We start from the raw sequence: 15,578 nt of genomic DNA on the forward strand, positions 1-15,578 counted from the left end.
TCAGGTGGGCCTCAACCCTTTGGGCGGCTTCGTTGAGACGGGTTTGGAACACGGGTTGCCTGCCTTGGTGATCAGAGACCTTCGACTGGCGTGAGGCCAGTCGGGTTGCCGTCGCCATCCAGCTTGATCGCGGCAACCTTTTCTTCGGCTTCCTTGAGTTTGTCTTCGCAGCGTTTTTTCAGCTCTGCGCCGCGTTCGTAGAGGGTGATGGACGCCTCAAGCGCAACATCGCCACGTTCCAGTTGGCCAACCACCCGTTCGAGTTCGGCCATGGCTTGTTCAAAGCTCATTTCGCTTACGGGTGTGTCGGTCATTCGGTTCTCTCCATCAGCACGGTTACGTGAGCAGAGACAGACTCTGCCAAGGCGTTCAGATCATATCCGCCTTCCAAAGTCGAGACGACTCGGCCATTGGAATGCGCATCTGCAAGGTCACATATTTGGCGGGTGAGCCAAGCAAAATCATCGGTGCTCCAGTTGAGCTGTGCCAGTGGATCGGCGGCGTGGGCATCGAACCCGGCCGATACGATGATCAGCTCTGGGTTAAAGCGAGCGACGGCGGGAAACACTTCGGCTTCGTAAGTGGCGCGCATGATGCGACCGTCGCTGTGGGGCGGCAGGGGGTGATTCTGGATGTTGTTATGGGCACCGGTATCTTGGGCCATGCCGGTGCCGGGCCAGAGAGGGTTTTGATGGGACGAGATGAAAAGGGCGCGCGCTTCGTCCCAGAGCAATGCTTGAGAGCCGTTTCCGTGGTGCACATCAAAGTCAATAATGGCCACCCGTTTAAGCCCGTGGCGTTCCATGGCATGGCGGGCGGCGATGGCGGCAGTGCCAAAGAGGCAAAACCCCATAGGTGTTTCTTGTTCCGCATGGTGGCCGGGCGGGCGGCAGGCGACAAAGGCGTTTTGCACGTCCTCTGCCATGACAGCGTCCACAGCGGCAACGCAGGCTCCGACGGCGCGGCGCGCTGCAAGAGTAGAACCAGGGGACATATGGGTGTCGCCATCAAGCGCAATTGAGCCAGAGGCGGGCTCAGCCGAAGTGATCCGGTCTAGGTGAGATTGTGGGTGACACAGCAGGATATCAGCGTCAGAGCAAACTGGTGCTTCGCGTCGATCTAGCGGTGCAAACGCTGGCCGCGAGAGGGCATGTTCGATGTAGTCAAGGCGCGCCACCTGTTCCGGATGGCCGGGGGGCGTCACGTGTTTTTGGCAATCAGGATGCGTATAAAGCGCGGTGGCCATGCTAGTTTAGACTCCCTGAGAAACGTCTTAGTTTCAGCTTACTCAAGCACGGATCATTTGTAGCCTCCATGCACAGAGATCTGCGATTTTTTAATCTGAAGCGATCAATCTGGCGCGAGCATGTATCCGGCACCGCGTACGGTTTGAAGATAACGCGGCTGTTTCGGATCTTCTTCGAGTTTGCGGCGAAGGCGCGTAATCTGAACATCGACAGCGCGTTCCTGGGCTTGTCCCTTGTCGCGGCCCAATTCTTCGACCAGCTTTGCACGGGTGATTGGTTCGGACGGGTTGGCTGAAAAGATCCGCATGAGCTGAGCCTCGGTCGCGGTCAGGCGCACGGGTGTTTCGCCCTGCCACATTTCACCCCGGTCGATATCGTAACGGACATGACCAAGGTGCAGCACCTTTGGTACGGTTTCCCCCTCGTCCGTTTCAGGCATACGACGCAGGATCGCGTTGATGCGCAGCAGCAGTTCTTTGGGCTCAAACGGTTTGGCCAGATAATCATCCGCGCCCGCCTCTAACCCAGCTATGCGATCTTCTGTTTCGCCTTTGGCGGTCAGAAGCAAGATAGGTGTCATCGATGTTTCGCGAATGGCGCGGGTCAAGGACATGCCATCTTCGCCCGGCATCATCACGTCGAGGACTAGCAGATCAAAGGACAGACCCGACAGGATACGACGCGCATGGGCAGCATCGCGGGCCGCTGTGACGAGAAACCCATTTCGCATCAGGAACTTGTGCAAGAGAGAGCGGATGCGTTCATCATCGTCAACGATCAGCAGATGCGGGGCCATGTCATTCATTCAATTTATTCCCTAGTGGCCCGTTTCACGTAAGCTGAGATACTGGCGCTTGAGCTCTGTGTCCATCATGGCTTCGAGCACCCGGCGGAAACCGGCAACGTCCTCTGGGCCGGTATCACGAAAGGCAGCCCGCATTCGGGCGCGCTGGGCGTCTGACAGGCGGTTTTCCAATGCCTTGCCAGCCTCAGTAAGATACAGGTTGCGTTCGCGCCGATCCGCATTGCCGACGCGGCTTTCGACCAACCCGTCTTCTATCAGTGTGCGCAGGACACGGTTCAGAGATTGCTTAGTGACTCCAAGGATCACCAAGAGGTTAGTCACGGTTGTTCCTGGTGCTCGGTTGATAAAGTGAACGGCGCGGTGATGCGCGCGACCGTATGCCATGGTTGCCAGAATGCGGTCGGGATCAGCAGTAAAACCGCGATACGCAAAATACATGGCCTCAATGCCTTGGCGCAACTGTTCATCTGTCAGATACAACAGGCTCTCGCTGCTGATTGCCTCTCCCATAGTGTCTCCGGGGCTAAATGGCTATTGCTGCTACCAACAATACGTCAGCTTTATTGACACTCCAAGTGGGAACTGTTAGCGACGCTCAGATTTTGCGCAACTTTATGTCCGTTTCGGCCATATTTTGCGCAACTTATGTAAACTGACCTTTGGGAGAGGAGCGACCATGGCGGGCGCAGCTTATGATGATCGCGACGGCGTAATCTGGATGGACGGCGAAATGGTTAACTGGCGGGATGCCAAAGTTCACATCCTGACCCACGCCATGCATTATGCAAGTTCGGTTTTCGAAGGTGAAAGAGCTTATAACGGCAATATTTTCAAAAGTCGTGAACATTCGGAACGCCTGATTGCTTCGGCTGACGCATTGGACATGCCATTGCCCTATTCGATTGATCAGATCGAAGCGGCCAAGGACGAAGCGCTAAGGGCCAGCGGGTTGCAGGATGCTTACGTGCGAGCGGTTGTCTGGCGTGGATCAGGCGAGGATATGGGGGTGGCGTCAGCTAAGAACCCGGTGCGTATGGCGGTGGCCGTCTGGGGCTGGGGCGCTTATTATGGTGAAGCAAAGATGCAGGGCGCAAAGCTCGATATTGCGGAATACAAACGCCCATCCCCTGAAACCATTCCGGTACATGCCAAGGCGGCGGGTCTTTACATGATCTGCACGATTTCCAAGCACAAGGCCGAGGCCAAGGGCTGTTCTGATGCCTTGTTCATGGATTATCGCGGCTATGTGGCCGAGGCGACCGGGGCGAATATCTTCTTTGTTAAAGACGGTGAAGTGCACACGCCGCTGCCCGATTGTTTTTTGAACGGGATCACGCGGCAAACGGTGGTGCAGATGCTGAAAGACAAGGGGATCACGGTACACGAACGTCATATCCTGCCAGAAGAAATGACCGATTTTGAACAGTGCTGGCTGACGGGGACAGCTGCCGAGGTCACGCCAGTGGGTCAGATTGGCGACTATACGTTCGAGGTGGGTGACATCACCCGCGAGATCGCGGAAGACTATGAAAAGCTGGTGCGCAGCTAACTAGGCGTGCATTTGTCAGTTAAGTGAAGGGGGCGGTTTTGGGCCGCCCTTTTTGCGATCAGGCTGTGGCTGCGTCCAGCGCCGTGTCCATGAGCCCTTGAATTTGCTTTTTGCTGGTACCGGCGACAATGCGACCAAGTTCTTGGTCGCCCTTAAGAACCACCAGTGTAGAGCGGCGGGGGATGCGTAGGGATTTGGCGAGGTCAGAGCGGCCGTATTGATCCCAGTCGACGCGAATGAAAACGATGTTTTCCCTATACGCGGGGTTAGCGGCGTTCAAGGCATTGATTGTGCGTGCCTGCGACGCGCAAGTACCGCACCATGTGGCACTGAAATCAAGGAATACGGTGTCGCCTGCCTCAAGATGCTTTTTTACAAGGCCAGGTGCATAGTCGGTTCCCACCGCATATGCGGCGATCGGCAATGCGGCAAAGACGGCGGTAGTGATCAGGAAGTCGCGACGATTCATAGCAATTACTCCTTTGAGGTCAGAGAGTGACGGACAGGTCGACCAGCCATGCGGGCATAACAGAGAGCAACCAGCCTTCGACATAGTGGTGAATGTTAAAAAACAGGGCGAGGCCGGTGACGAGGAAGATCGCCCCCATGACCGGGCGGGACTTGGCGGCGAGACTACGCATCAGGGCCTGACGCGATTGCAGGGCGGATCGAGCGCCATAGCCCAGTCCGAGGATCAAAGTGGAAACACCGAGGGCGAAAAAGATCATGATGAACGCCGCTTTGCCGAGGCTTTCGCCTTGGCTGGCAAGTGAAATTGCCCCACCCAGAGTCGGGCCAACACAGGGGCTCCATACTGCGCCGAGGAGCAGGCCGCCAAGAAACTGGCCATTCAGGGACGCGCGGTCGAGGTGGTCCATGCCGGTGTCTGCACGGGCGGCAACGCCAGCGGTCGCAGTGGAAAAAGCCAAGGAAAACCGAGGGATGAGTAGGACCACACCAAAGAAGACCATCAGAACGGCGCCAGCTTTGGCAATTGTGTCTGAGGTCAGTCCAAGCGCATAGCCAAAGGCGGTGATTGCGACGCCCAACACAACAAAAGACAGACTCATGCCTGCGGCCAAAGCGACGGGGCCATAGCGGCTGGCCTGCAATGCAGTGGCCAGCACGATGGGCAAGACGGGAACCACGCAAGGGTTGATCAAAGTCAGCAGGCCCGCGCCATATGCAAACAGGAATTCCATGGGACCCTTGTGCCAATTTGGGTGCGCTGAGTCAGCCCAAATTGCACTGACGTTTGATCACATGCGCGTGGTCGAATGTTTCGAAAGCTGTACGGCGAGGATGCCAGCGGCGATGATGAATACGCCAATAATATCTGTGATTTCAAGACTTTCCCCAAGGATCACCGCTGCGACAGCGACGCCGAAGAACGGGTTGAGGAAGTGAAACGTCGCCGCCTTAACCGCGCCGATGCGGGCGACCAGCGAGAACCAGAGGAATGTTGCCAAGAGCCCAGGCCCAAGGATGGTGTATGTGAAGGCGGCGCCCATGCGCCAGTTCCAGTTGAACTCCCATGTTTCAAAGATCAGGGAGGCGATGAAGAGCACGCCTGCGCCCACAAACATCTGAAGGCCGACGATCATCATAAGGTTTCCGCCCGAGGAGGCGCCACGCATCATGAGCGTGGCCACGGCGAGCGCCAATGCGGCAATGAGGCAGAGAGAAACACCAAACATATCAACGCCTTCGTTGATGCGACCACCCATGATCAGGATCACGCCGGCAAAACCGACCACAAGGCCGAAGGCGGCCAATCTCGGGAGTTTCTCGCGTAGTACGACCCAGCCGAGCAGTGCAACGATGAGCGGCATGGCTGAGGCGATGATTGAGGCCAGAGATGCCTCGACCGTGGTCATGGCGAGGAAATTTAGCCCTAAATACAAGGCGTTTTGACAGAGACCAAAGATCAGTGTGGCACGCCATTGGGCGGGCGTCAGATGCCAGGATTGCCCCATGGCGCGGGCGATTATGACTCCGATGGCGCCGGCAATGGTGAAGCGGATGGCGGAAATGGCAAAAGGCGGTGCGTCAGCGACAATGATGCGCGCAGAGGTGAAAGCAGAGGACCAGAGGAAGGCGAACAGCAACCCCATGGCAATTGCGCGGAAGTCCATTGTAGGTTGCCTCATTTGTTAACAAGTGTCGCTTTATCAGCTTTGCATAGCGTCAACAACGTCGCCGAAAGTCGTAAGGTGCGACACGTGGTTAATGGGTCGAAAAGCGGGGATATGGCACGTCGGCAATGCGTCGGTATAACGTCGGTATTGCGTCGGTGCGGTTTTGGATAAATCCGGCGGTTAAGAGCCCGCGCGTTGCGTCGAGGCTTTCTTGCGCGTTAACTCTTTGAGGTTGCTCTTTTGGGCGTCTTGCCGCGCCGCGCGGATGGTCGGCAGGAATGCGTTCACAACGAGGTATGCGAGTAGAACAAAGGCAAGCGCAAATCCGATCTGGTAAAGGCGGTCGAACATTTTGACATCGGCATCATCGCCAAACGGGGCAATGGAGCCGCCAAACAGAATGACCAGGGTGCTCATGGATGTTCCCGCAAGAGAGGCGTCCGCGCGTTCCGAGACAAACCAGCGGGCAAGTGCGATAGACGCGACCGTAAAGGCGAGCATTGCGGTGAGCATCAAGGGTGCGATGACGGTGAGCTCGTAGGCGATGATGGCGGCAATACCACCAATGACATTTGCCATAAGCATCCCCTTGGCAACTTTAGGTCCTGCCCCAGTGGCAGCGGCGAGTTGCATAGAGAGGAGGGCGACGAACAGGAGAGTCACGATCATGCCACTGCCTGACAGGAAGAACAGCATGGCAAAGGGAATTGTCACCAGCGACATGCGCAGAACCAGTCGGGCGGGGTCGGGGGGCGGACCAGCGGATTTGGCCGATGCACTGGGTAAGGGAATAGGGGGGATGAGGGTGAACATCAGAACCGTCCACAGCCAAGCCACGAACAAGTTTAAAGGAATCCAAGCAACAAGGATCAGTGACAGTTCCCGTGAAGTGATCACCAGATTGGGGATCATGAGGGCAGACATCAGCGCCAATACAACACCGAGCGTGCCCGCGCCGGTGGTGGACCAATAGAAAGACAAGGCCACAGCGGTGGCGATGGCCATCAGATATGGCACCGGATAGGCGAGCAGGGCCGAAGACAGCATCCAAGAGAAGGCAAGGAACACGAAGGCCGTTTGAAACAGTTTCCACATCGCGCGGCCCGGCATCGGTGCGGGGCCTTGCAGGAACAGAACAACAAAGACCGTCGAAAACGTAGCGAGTGGCCATCCAGCAAGAATAGCCACGGAAAAGCTGGCGCTGGCGCCAAGAGCAAGGCGCAGGCCACGTTTCTGCGCCGCCCGCGAAAGTTTAGGCGGCGCCATTTCTTTGATTAGGTCCGGGGCATCGCCGGTGGTGGCGGTGCGTGCCTCTGGGGGGCTGGCCGCGTCAGTAGGCATAGGAGAACCATGATACGACACGTATATAAGCGCGCCCAATCAAGTTCAGCAAAGTGCTTTCGCTGGTGTAAACGATCACGTCGGCCTGACCATTCACATTGTAGCGCACATCGTCAGTTTCATCGCCGGCAGTGTAACCCGGCAGAATAATGCGGACCGGGAAACGTTGAGGATCACGCAGCCATCCGGCAGCGCGTGGGATTGAGGCAAGTTCACCGGGTTTGGAGTTTGTGCCATCTGAGCTGGCGCCGCTAAAACTGGCGATTTCGCCTTTGATGACGCGGCCGGGGTGCATGTCCAACACAACGTCGACAGGTGCGCCAATCCTGATGCGCCCCATATTGTTCTCGGTCAGATAAGCTTCGACCCAGACATTGGTGGCATCCAAAAATGTCATGATGTCCTGGCCAGAGCGGGCATAGCTGCCTGAGGCGAGATCAAGGTCTGAGACCACGCCGCGCGCAGGGGCGGACAAGGTGGTCCAGCTGAGCTTGAGTTCTGCATCAGCCAATTCGGCAAGAGCCTTTTGAATGCGTGGGTTATCCTCTCCGGTGGAACCAAGCGCAGTCTTTTCACTCTCAAGATCAGCGCGGGCGCGTTCGACATCCGCCTCAGCCTCAGACATGCGGCGGCGGGCTTCGTCCGCCTTGGCGACAGCGACTAGGCCCTTGGCTTCGAGCTCGAAGACGCGGCTGGATTGCAGCTTTTCGGTTTCAAGGTCAGCTTCTGCACGAGACAAGGTGGCTTGCGCGCTTTCGACATCTGCAGAATCCGCGCCGACGTCTTGTGTGGCGCGGGCGAGATCTGCCTTGGCGCGATCACGCTGAATTTCATAACTGCGTGGGTCGATGATGGCGAGAACATCGCCCGCTTCAACGATGGAGCCATTGCTGGCGCGCACCTCGACAATTGTACCGGACACTTGTGGCGTGATCGGAGTGATGATCGCCTTGACGCGCGCGTTGCTGGTGAACGGTGTGATCCGGTCGGCGGCAAGGTACCAGCCGAGGATCACGACCAGACAGGCAAGGGTTATCCAGAATGCGCGCTTCATGAAGGGGCCTCCTCGCTTTCGGCGTCTTCTTCGGAGGGGGCGTCTGCGTTCATCCAAGCCATGACAAGTTCGTAGAACACCGAGAGGATGACAGGGCCGATGAAAATACCAACAATGCCGCCCGAAAGGACACCGCCGATTACGCCAACGAGTATGACGAGGATCGGGGTTTCAAGGCCACGTGCGATGAAGATCGGGCGCAGGAAGTTGTCCATGATCATGACAGGTACCATGATGATGGTGAAAACAAGCGCAATGCCCGGTGTCATGGCGGACCATGCCCAGATGATTACCGGAATGATCACGGGCGCAGGGCCAACCTGAATAATGCCAAGGATCAAGCATAGAATTGCGAGCGGTCCCGCGGCATCGATCCCGAAGACGAGCATAACGACGCCTGCGAGAAAAGCCTGAATGGCCGCGACACCCAGCACGCCACGCGAGACATTGCGTACGGTGGCGGCGGCGAGGTCGACAAATTCGCCGCCCTTTGGCGCGAAAACGCGGTTGCCGAAATTTTGCAGCATTTCACCTAGCTTCGGTCCGGGTGACAGCATCATCCCCATCACGATGATCGAGAGGGCCATGGCCAGAAGGCCAACGCCGACACCGGCCAGCTTGCCCAACACGGTGGTACCAAAGTGGAGAATAACCTCTCCGTACTGGTCGATTGCGGTGGCGAGGTTGTTGTCAAACAGGGACCATACCTCTTGGATCTTTGGGCCAAGTACCTCCCATTCGTTGATGCGCTCAGGAGGGGGTGGCAGTTTGAGATCGCCGCTTGAGAGACGATCCGTCAATCCAGCGCCATATTCGGCAAGAGTTGCAACAGAGGCCGCGATGGGCCCGATCGTCACAGCGAGGCCGATCAGGACGATGATTGTAGACGCCCAACCGCGCCGCCCGCCGAGTTTTTGCGCAAGCCAGTCAAACAGCGGATAAATGGCCACAGCCAGAATCACCGCCCAGAGCACGATCCCGGCCAGAGGCGCGACGATCAGAAGGGCGGCATACAGGAATAAGGCCAAGAACAAGAGCCTGATCCCAAGGTCAATTACACGTCGTTCATCAAATTCGTTCATTTCTATGGCTTCCCTCGGAATATCCGCTTTGAGTAGGCTGGTTGTTGAATTTTCCGGCCCTTGCGGCCAGTGTGGCATATGCAAGAGTTTTCGAGGATAGAAAAATTGGCCGAAACGCAAAAAAGCAATGGATTGAGGTCTTTGATCGCGCATCAGCGGTGGACAGTGCTGCTGTGTGTGGTGACATTTCTGATTTTGATGGACGGATTCCAGCGCCAGGTGAGCGGGTTGGATCAGATAACGCTGATCGCGATGAGCATCTTGTTTCTGGGGGTTGTGGGGGCGACCGAGCGGCGCACGTGGCTAAGGGCCGTGATGGTTGTTCCGGTGGCGATTTGGTTTGTGCTGGTCTTGCTGAACGAAATGTCGCCCAGCCCGTTGCTGGATATTTGTCTGTTTCTCGATTCAGGCATTTTGCTGTTTGGCTGCATGATTATCGGGTTTCGGCAGTTGTTTGCCCCGGTCGAGAGCGAATACGAACGGCTGGCGAGCGGGGTGTTCAGTTATCTGTTGATGGCCGTGATCTGGGGGCTGATCTATTGGCGAATCGAGGCGATGCATCCCGGTAGTTTCAACCTGCCAGATGATGTCAGCGAGTCACCACGCGGTGCGTTCATGTATTTCAGCATGATCACCATGACGACCGTGGGCTACGGCGAGATCACGCCAGCGGCCGATTTGCCACGTACATTGACAGGTTTGCAGGCTGTCGCGGGCACGATGTTTGTTGCGATCTTTATTGGGCGCAGTGTTGGTCGGTTGAAGTGAGCATCACGGGACAGATAACGTGGGTTTATTGCGAGCGGTTGGCGGAAGTGGTTCCGTTTTACCGCGATGTGCTGGGCCTGTCGGTCGTCCGGGATGCTGGCTGTGCGATGATTTTCGAGTCTGGTAAGGCTGCGCAAATCGGAGTGTGCGAGGCGTTTGCAGGTCGTGTCGTAGAACCCAAAGGCGGCATGATCACATTGTTGGTAGAGGATCGGGACGCGGTGGATGTGTGGTTTGAGCGCGTACATGCCACCGGTGCTAAGGTCAGGGGGGCGCCTGAAGTGCTGGAGCGTTTCGGGATTTACAGCTTTTTTTGCGAAGATCCAAACGGCTATGTCATCGAGGTGCAGACGTTTCTGGACTGAGGTTGACCTGTTTGGTCAGCTACGGGTTCTTGCGGTCAAAGGCCCAGATGAGCAGTGCGACAAGGGTCACAAGGCCGCCCCAAAACATGAAATAGGGCGCAGCGCTGGGCAGGGGCGCCAAAGTGGGCGAGAGGCACATGATCAGTGCGGCGAGGCTAAAGGCCATTTCAACGCCGACCTTTGTGCGCCCAACATTTTCTGAAGTGGTGAGCTGGAGAATTCGCCCGTCGATCACAATTCGGCAAAGCCAAACGAACATGCCCATCGCGGCGTGCAGTAGGGCAAGTGTGGGTATCGACGGGGCGAGCGAGAGGCCAAGGGTGGCCAGCCCGGCGAGTGTCGCAAAGATGTATTCCATATTGCGTTTGGTCATCCCGGCAAGACCGAGGCTGAGCAGGGCGGCCGCGAGCATTCCGCCGACAGGCCACGCCCCTTCGACAAAGCCAAAGGCGTCGCTGCCTTTACCAAGGTCGTTGCGCACGAGTGAAGACAGTGCTGCGTTAGAGAGTTGGCCGACAGGGAGGCTGACGGCGGCAAGGAGGGCGAGAAGGCGGAGGGCCCGATTTTCGGTGAAGATGGCAAAGCTGGCCCGCATGTCGGCAAAAAAGGTGGGCTTGGTTTTGGTGGCGGGCGCGGTTTTGGGCGCGTGGATGAACAACATCGGCAGGCAGAGCACCAGCGAGCAGGCCGCAGAAAAGAGAAAGCCAGAGGCGGGGGAAATATGTTCGATCACAAGCCCAGAAAGGACAGTGCCAATGGCGGTGGCGATCAGATGCACCGCACGGAACCGGGCAACTGTGGTCATGACGCGGGACGGTGACGTGGCGGCCTGAATCAAGCCATCATGGGCGGAGTTGTGCATCAGCCGTAAGGCACTGGTGGCGGCGATGATTAAAAACAATGGCCAGATGGCAGGCATGGCAGTTGCAACCCATGCGAAACCCAGCCAACCGAGCATCATTGCGATGGAGAGGTGAGCGAGGATCACCAGCCATTTATGGGAATGGCGGTCGACAATTGTACCGATGAAGGGACCAAGCAAGAACATGGTTAACATTGAGACAATAAAAGCCTGACCAACACGGCCTACATCGTTGGTCACTATTAGAGTGGTCCAGCCTATACAGACAAGAAAGCTGCCTCGAGAAAGTCCCGAAAAGATCTCCATTGTGAAGAGTAATGCTAATTTGGAACTTTGGCGCTGGGTCATCGTCTATCCTATGTGGCGGAGCCAGAGTTTAGACAAATCAAGTTTTGTGTGCGGTGTTACAGTCTTGGCGATGGTTGTCAGGATCGAAATGGTCCGCAAAGTGTTGCCAAGAGGAATGCATGCTTAAGCCCACGAGGATGCCGCGAATGGTGCTGTTGCACTAATACGCCTTGCCGCACTTGTTTCGTCATAACCTGACCGTGCTTGTCGACCTCGTGACAAACGAAAAAGGGCCGCCCGGTGGGCGACCCTTTGGAAAACTCGTTAAGCGAAAGCTTAGCCGTTAACGCTGTCTTTCAACGCTTTGGCGATAGTCATCTTGACTACCTTGTCGGCTTCTTTCTTGATCTGCTCGCCAGTGGCAGGGTTACGCACCATGCGCTCGGGGCGTTCGCGGCAATAGATTTTGCCGACGCCTGGCAGAGTTACAGCGCCGCCGCCCGATACTTCGCGGGTGATCAGTGCACAAACTGCTTCCAGAGCTGCGCCTGCAGATTTTTTGTCAGAGCCCATTTCCTCGGCCAGCGCGGCAACGAGTTGGGTCTTGGTCATCGGTTTCGCCATTTTCAGGTCTCCTTGGGTCTGCCCGAATTTATTGGGCCTCGTGCCCGGCATTTAACGGGATATAGTATGTCAACACAATCTGTTGTGTTGCAAAAAACTACGTTTTTTAGCGGTTTTTGGCTGGTTTTCGCTGAGAACGCGAGCTGTTTACCCAGCGTCACAAGAACGCGGTCTCGTCAAATGAGCGCAATTTACGGGAATGCAGGCGCTCAAGAGGCATTTCACGCAGTGCTTCCATGGCTCGTATCCCGATCATCAGATGGCGTGCAACCTGTGTTTTGTAGAAATCCGACGCCATGCCGGGAAGTTTGAGTTCGCCGTGAAGTGGTTTGTCGGAGACACAAAGCAGGGTGCCATAGGGGACGCGGAAACGATAACCGTTGGCCGCGATTGTTGCGCTTTCCATATCAAGGGCGATGGCGCGGGATTGGCTAAGTCGCTGAACCGGTCCGGTGTGCTCGCGCAACTCCCAGTTGCGGTTATCAATGGTGGCCACGGTGCCGGTTCGCATCACACGTTTAAGGTCATACCCTGTGAGGTCGGTCACGTCGGCAACGGCGTTTTCCAATGCGATCTGAACTTCGGCCAGCGCGGGAATAGGCACCCAGACCGGCAAGTCGTCATCGAGCACGTGGTCTTCTCGCAGGTAAGCATGGGCAAGGACAAAGTCTCCTAAGGACTGTGAGTTGCGCAGCCCCGCACAGTGACCGACCATGACCCAGGCGTGAGGGCGCAGGACGGCGATGTGATCGGTTGCTGTCTTGGCATTTGAGGGGCCCACGCCAATATTGACCAGCGTGATGCCGGAACCGTCGGCGCGCTTGAGGTGATAGGTTGGCATTTGAGGTTGTTTGTCGACGGGTGGAATCTCTGCATTGGCGTCCGAGATCTCGACATTGCCGGTGCTGACAAACGAGATATACCCCGATGTCGGGTCGGCCAACATCTTGCGGGCATATGCTTCGAATTCGGTGACGTAGAACTGGTAGTTGGTAAACAGCACATGGTTCTGGAAGTGCTCGGCATCGGTGGCGGTGTAATGGCTGAGCCGCGCGAGGGAGTAGTCGACGCGCTGGGCCGTAAAGGGTGCAAGCGGGCCGGTGCCGGTGTCGTCTTCGGTGGCTGTTCCGTTGACGATGTCGTCATTGGTGGTCGACAGGTCCGGCACATCAAAGATGTCGCGAAGGGTAAAGTCTGCGGCGCCGTCCTGAGGCACGGTGATGCTGGAATCATTGGCGACCGCAAAATGCACCGGAATCGGCGTGCGCGATGCGCCGATCTGAACAGGCACACCATGATTGGTCAGCAACAGGTCGATTTGCTGGATCAGGTAGTTGCGGAACAAATCGGGCCGGGTGATGGTCGCGGTATGCGCGCCCGGCTCTGCGATATGACCAAAAGAAAGGCGCGAGTCTACCTTGGCAAAGCTGGTCGTTGTCAGTCGGATTTCCGGGTAAAAGGCGCGGATACGGTGGTCAGACGGGCCTTTGCCAAGTGCTTCAGAGAAGTGGTGGCACAGGTAGTTGGTTGCGATCCGATAGAGATCTTCGAGCCGATCCACGGCGGCGGTGGCGTCGGTAAAGAATTCTGCGGCGGGGATGTCTGGGGTCTGGACTGCGATTTGAGCGGGAGTCATGACTGTCCTTTGATCACGTCAGTGAGTTCGAATGTGGTGACATCGACAAGGCCGAGGTCTGAGATGCGCAGTTCCGGGATGACGACAAGCGCCAGAAGGGAATGCTGCATATAAGCATTGTTGAGTGTGCATCCACAGCGTTCCATGGCGTCAACCATGGCTTGGGCCTTGGCAGCGACCTCGGTGGCGGGACTGTCGGACATGAGGCCGGCAATGGGCAGCTCGACAAGGGCGATTTCCTGACTGTCCTGAAATACGGTGACGCCACCTCCAACCTCGCCGAGGCGGTTTGCGGCCAGTGCCATGTTTTCGCGACAGGTGCCGACCACGATCATGTGGTGGCTGTCATGGGCTACGGTGGAGGCCATGGCCATTTTGCCGGAGTAGCCAAAGCCCGAGACAAACCCGTTGGTTGTCGCGCCTGTGGCGCGGTGTCGTTCCACCAACGCGATTTGGCAGACATCGGTTTCGGAGGGCAGCTCGTCGGTCTCTACGAGCCCTTCTCGCACCGGCAACTGACAGGTCAGTGCCTTGGTTGGGGCCTGATTTTCGACTACACCGATGACGCTGGCAGAGACAGATTGCGCGCCTGTGGGGGCCTGGATCGCAAAATCGTTCGCAGTGCGCGCGCGACCCAGATTGACAGTTTGGCGCGATTGATCGGGCCAATAGTAATGTGGGCATTCGACGGTGATGGCGCCATTCAGGGCAACGGTTTTGCCACGAGCGATGACATGTTCGATCGGTAACGTAGAAAGGTCGCTTGTCAGTATCACGTCGGCGCGACGACCGGGCGTGATAGAACCAAGATCCCGTTCCAAACCAAAATGCGTGGCCGTGTTGATGGTTGCCATTTGCAGGGCAATCACCGGATCACAGCCACAGGCAATGGCGTGGCGCACCACGCGGTTCATATGGCCGTCATTGACCAACGTGCCCGAGTGGCAATCATCCGTACAGAGGATGAAATTACGCGGATCGAGGCCCTTTTTGGTGACGGCGGTGATCTGGGTTTCGACGTCATACCAAGCTGAACCGAGGCGCATCATTGAGCGCATACCCTGACGGACCCGAGCGATGGCGTCCGCCTCGCAGGTGCCTTCGTGGTCATCGGCGGGACCGCCAGCGGCGTATGCATGGAAAGCCGGGCCAAGGTCGGGGGACGCATAGTGGCCGCCAACTGTTTTACCGGCGGTTTGCGTGGCCGCGATCTCGGCTAGCATTTGTTGCGAGCCGTTAACCACGCCGGGGAAGTTCATCATTTCGCCCAGGCCGATGATGCCAGGCCAGTTCATGGCCTCGGCCACATCATCGGGACCAATTTCGAATCCGGTGGTTTCGAGGCCCGGTGCGCTGGGCGCGCAGGAAGGCATTTGCGTGAAAATATTGACGGGCTGCATCAGCGCCTCGTCATGCATCATGCGCACGCCTTCGAGACCCAGAACATTGGCGATCTCGTGTGGGTCGGTGAACATGGAGGTTGTGCCGTGCGGGATCACAGCGCGGGCAAATTCGGCGGGAGTGAGCATGCCGGATTCGATATGCATATGGCCATCGCACAGGCCGGGGATCATGAAGCGGCCATTTGCTTCGATGATTTCGGTGTCCGGGCCGACGCAATGGCTGGCATCGGGGCCGACATAGGCAATGCGGCCTTCGGCAATGGCAATGTCGTGATCCGGCAGGACTTCGCGCGTGTGCACGTTGACCCACTGGCCCTTGCGAATGACTGTATCTGCTGCATCGCGACCTGCAGCGACGGCGACGAGACGGGGGGCCACGTCGGCCCAACTGTTGAAAGGTGTTTGCTCCATGGCCC

The 15,578-nt window shown here is 57.2% G+C and carries 17 protein-coding genes; 3 read left to right on the top strand and 14 right to left on the bottom strand.

Annotated elements, in window-relative coordinates:
* Positions 1 to 71: 71 nt before the first annotated feature.
* The 4 genes from CLV88_RS15755 to CLV88_RS15770 form a co-directional block, all read right to left on the bottom strand.
* Positions 72 to 314 (bottom strand): exodeoxyribonuclease VII small subunit, encoded by a 243-nt coding sequence (locus CLV88_RS15755; RefSeq protein WP_106609367.1) that lies wholly within the window; start codon positions 312 to 314, stop codon positions 72 to 74.
* Entirely contained in the window at positions 311 to 1,246 is a 936-nt protein-coding gene (locus CLV88_RS15760; protein ID WP_106609368.1) for a histone deacetylase family protein, read from the bottom strand. The genes CLV88_RS15755 and CLV88_RS15760 overlap by 4 nt, the downstream gene beginning before the upstream one ends.
* Positions 1,247 to 1,350: 104 nt before the next feature.
* Positions 1,351 to 2,052, bottom strand: coding sequence for a response regulator (locus CLV88_RS15765; protein WP_106609369.1), 702 nt, complete (start codon positions 2,050 to 2,052; stop codon positions 1,351 to 1,353).
* A gap of 12 nt (positions 2,053 to 2,064) precedes the next feature.
* Positions 2,065 to 2,562 (bottom strand): MarR family winged helix-turn-helix transcriptional regulator, encoded by a 498-nt coding sequence (locus CLV88_RS15770; protein ID WP_106609370.1) that lies wholly within the window; start codon positions 2,560 to 2,562, stop codon positions 2,065 to 2,067.
* Positions 2,563 to 2,728: 166 nt separating this feature from the next.
* On the opposite strand from CLV88_RS15770, the gene CLV88_RS15775 reads away from it, so the two are divergent.
* Positions 2,729 to 3,601, top strand: a complete 873-nt coding sequence (locus CLV88_RS15775; protein ID WP_106609371.1) for a branched-chain amino acid aminotransferase — start codon at positions 2,729 to 2,731, stop codon at positions 3,599 to 3,601.
* A 58-nt stretch (positions 3,602 to 3,659) separates the two neighbouring features.
* On the opposite strand, the gene CLV88_RS15780 is transcribed toward CLV88_RS15775, so the two are convergent.
* The 6 genes from CLV88_RS15780 to CLV88_RS15805 all read right to left on the bottom strand — a co-directional run bounded on the left by CLV88_RS15780 (position 3,660) and on the right by CLV88_RS15805 (position 9,216).
* Positions 3,660 to 4,070, bottom strand: coding sequence for a thioredoxin family protein (locus tag CLV88_RS15780; protein ID WP_106609372.1), 411 nt, complete (start codon positions 4,068 to 4,070; stop codon positions 3,660 to 3,662).
* Between the two features lie 19 nt (positions 4,071 to 4,089).
* On the bottom strand, positions 4,090 to 4,803 hold the full coding sequence (locus CLV88_RS15785; RefSeq protein WP_106609373.1) for a cytochrome c biogenesis CcdA family protein: 714 nt from the start codon (positions 4,801 to 4,803) through the stop codon (positions 4,090 to 4,092).
* Positions 4,804 to 4,860: 57 nt separating this feature from the next.
* A complete protein-coding gene (locus CLV88_RS15790; RefSeq protein ID WP_106609374.1) occupies positions 4,861 to 5,736 on the bottom strand; it encodes a DMT family transporter in 876 nt (291 codons plus the stop codon).
* 183 nt (positions 5,737 to 5,919) lie between these two features.
* Entirely contained in the window at positions 5,920 to 7,080 is a 1,161-nt protein-coding gene (locus CLV88_RS15795; RefSeq protein ID WP_106609375.1) for a DUF2955 domain-containing protein, read from the bottom strand.
* A complete protein-coding gene (locus tag CLV88_RS15800) occupies positions 7,070 to 8,134 on the bottom strand; it encodes an HlyD family secretion protein (RefSeq protein WP_106609376.1) in 1,065 nt (354 codons plus the stop codon). Before CLV88_RS15800 ends, CLV88_RS15795 begins: the two co-directional genes overlap by 11 nt.
* Positions 8,131 to 9,216: an AI-2E family transporter gene (locus CLV88_RS15805; protein WP_165798913.1), complete on the bottom strand. Its 1,086-nt coding sequence runs from the start codon at positions 9,214 to 9,216 to the stop codon at positions 8,131 to 8,133. The genes CLV88_RS15800 and CLV88_RS15805 overlap by 4 nt, the downstream gene beginning before the upstream one ends.
* Before the next feature lie 105 nt (positions 9,217 to 9,321).
* Between CLV88_RS15805 and CLV88_RS15810 the strand changes: the two genes are divergently transcribed.
* Both CLV88_RS15810 and CLV88_RS15815 read left to right on the top strand, forming a co-directional pair.
* Positions 9,322 to 9,984, top strand: coding sequence for a potassium channel family protein (locus CLV88_RS15810; RefSeq protein ID WP_165798914.1), 663 nt, complete (start codon positions 9,322 to 9,324; stop codon positions 9,982 to 9,984).
* Positions 9,981 to 10,349 carry a VOC family protein gene (locus CLV88_RS15815; RefSeq protein ID WP_165798915.1) on the top strand — a complete coding sequence of 123 codons (369 nt, stop codon included), beginning with the start codon at positions 9,981 to 9,983 and terminating at the stop codon, positions 10,347 to 10,349. Before CLV88_RS15810 ends, CLV88_RS15815 begins: the two co-directional genes overlap by 4 nt.
* A 19-nt stretch (positions 10,350 to 10,368) precedes the next feature.
* Here the strand turns inward: CLV88_RS15815 and CLV88_RS15820 are convergent, their stop codons facing one another.
* The 4 genes from CLV88_RS15820 to ade form a co-directional block, all read right to left on the bottom strand.
* Positions 10,369 to 11,559: an MFS transporter gene (locus CLV88_RS15820; protein WP_106609379.1), complete on the bottom strand. Its 1,191-nt coding sequence runs from the start codon at positions 11,557 to 11,559 to the stop codon at positions 10,369 to 10,371.
* A gap of 276 nt (positions 11,560 to 11,835) precedes the next feature.
* The gene (locus CLV88_RS15825) at positions 11,836 to 12,123 is read right to left on the bottom strand and encodes an HU family DNA-binding protein (protein ID WP_106609380.1); all 288 of its coding nucleotides are present in this window, start codon (positions 12,121 to 12,123) and stop codon (positions 11,836 to 11,838) included.
* Between the two features lie 157 nt (positions 12,124 to 12,280).
* The gene (locus tag CLV88_RS15830; protein ID WP_106609381.1) at positions 12,281 to 13,759 is read right to left on the bottom strand and encodes an AMP nucleosidase; all 1,479 of its coding nucleotides are present in this window, start codon (positions 13,757 to 13,759) and stop codon (positions 12,281 to 12,283) included.
* Positions 13,756 to 15,573, bottom strand: coding sequence for an adenine deaminase (gene ade, locus CLV88_RS15835; RefSeq protein WP_106609382.1), 1,818 nt, complete (start codon positions 15,571 to 15,573; stop codon positions 13,756 to 13,758). The genes CLV88_RS15830 and ade overlap by 4 nt, the downstream gene beginning before the upstream one ends.
* Positions 15,574 to 15,578 lie beyond the last annotated feature (5 nt).

This window comes from Shimia abyssi (genome assembly GCF_003014475.1).
In the GTDB taxonomy this organism is placed as follows: domain Bacteria; phylum Pseudomonadota; class Alphaproteobacteria; order Rhodobacterales; family Rhodobacteraceae; genus Shimia; species Shimia abyssi.

What these genes read in the sequence shown, in the direction of transcription:
- CLV88_RS15755 (WP_106609367.1), bottom strand. Translation starts at nt 314, where the DNA reads ATGACCGACACACCCGTAAGCGAAATGAGCTTTGAACAAGCCATGGCC.
- CLV88_RS15760 (WP_106609368.1), bottom strand. Translation starts at nt 1,246, where the DNA reads ATGGCCACCGCGCTTTATACGCATCCTGATTGCCAAAAACACGTGACG.
- CLV88_RS15765 (WP_106609369.1), bottom strand. Translation starts at nt 2,052, where the DNA reads ATGAATGACATGGCCCCGCATCTGCTGATCGTTGACGATGATGAACGC.
- CLV88_RS15770 (WP_106609370.1), bottom strand. Translation starts at nt 2,562, where the DNA reads ATGGGAGAGGCAATCAGCAGCGAGAGCCTGTTGTATCTGACAGATGAA.
- CLV88_RS15775 (WP_106609371.1), top strand. Translation starts at nt 2,729, where the DNA reads ATGGCGGGCGCAGCTTATGATGATCGCGACGGCGTAATCTGGATGGAC.
- CLV88_RS15780 (WP_106609372.1), bottom strand. Translation starts at nt 4,070, where the DNA reads ATGAATCGTCGCGACTTCCTGATCACTACCGCCGTCTTTGCCGCATTG.
- CLV88_RS15785 (WP_106609373.1), bottom strand. Translation starts at nt 4,803, where the DNA reads ATGGAATTCCTGTTTGCATATGGCGCGGGCCTGCTGACTTTGATCAAC.
- CLV88_RS15790 (WP_106609374.1), bottom strand. Translation starts at nt 5,736, where the DNA reads ATGGACTTCCGCGCAATTGCCATGGGGTTGCTGTTCGCCTTCCTCTGG.
- CLV88_RS15795 (WP_106609375.1), bottom strand. Translation starts at nt 7,080, where the DNA reads ATGCCTACTGACGCGGCCAGCCCCCCAGAGGCACGCACCGCCACCACC.
- CLV88_RS15800 (WP_106609376.1), bottom strand. Translation starts at nt 8,134, where the DNA reads ATGAAGCGCGCATTCTGGATAACCCTTGCCTGTCTGGTCGTGATCCTC.
- CLV88_RS15805 (WP_165798913.1), bottom strand. Translation starts at nt 9,216, where the DNA reads ATGAACGAATTTGATGAACGACGTGTAATTGACCTTGGGATCAGGCTC.
- CLV88_RS15820 (WP_106609379.1), bottom strand. Translation starts at nt 11,559, where the DNA reads ATGACCCAGCGCCAAAGTTCCAAATTAGCATTACTCTTCACAATGGAG.
- CLV88_RS15825 (WP_106609380.1), bottom strand. Translation starts at nt 12,123, where the DNA reads ATGGCGAAACCGATGACCAAGACCCAACTCGTTGCCGCGCTGGCCGAG.
- CLV88_RS15830 (WP_106609381.1), bottom strand. Translation starts at nt 13,759, where the DNA reads ATGACTCCCGCTCAAATCGCAGTCCAGACCCCAGACATCCCCGCCGCA.
- ade (WP_106609382.1), bottom strand. Translation starts at nt 15,573, where the DNA reads ATGGAGCAAACACCTTTCAACAGTTGGGCCGACGTGGCCCCCCGTCTC.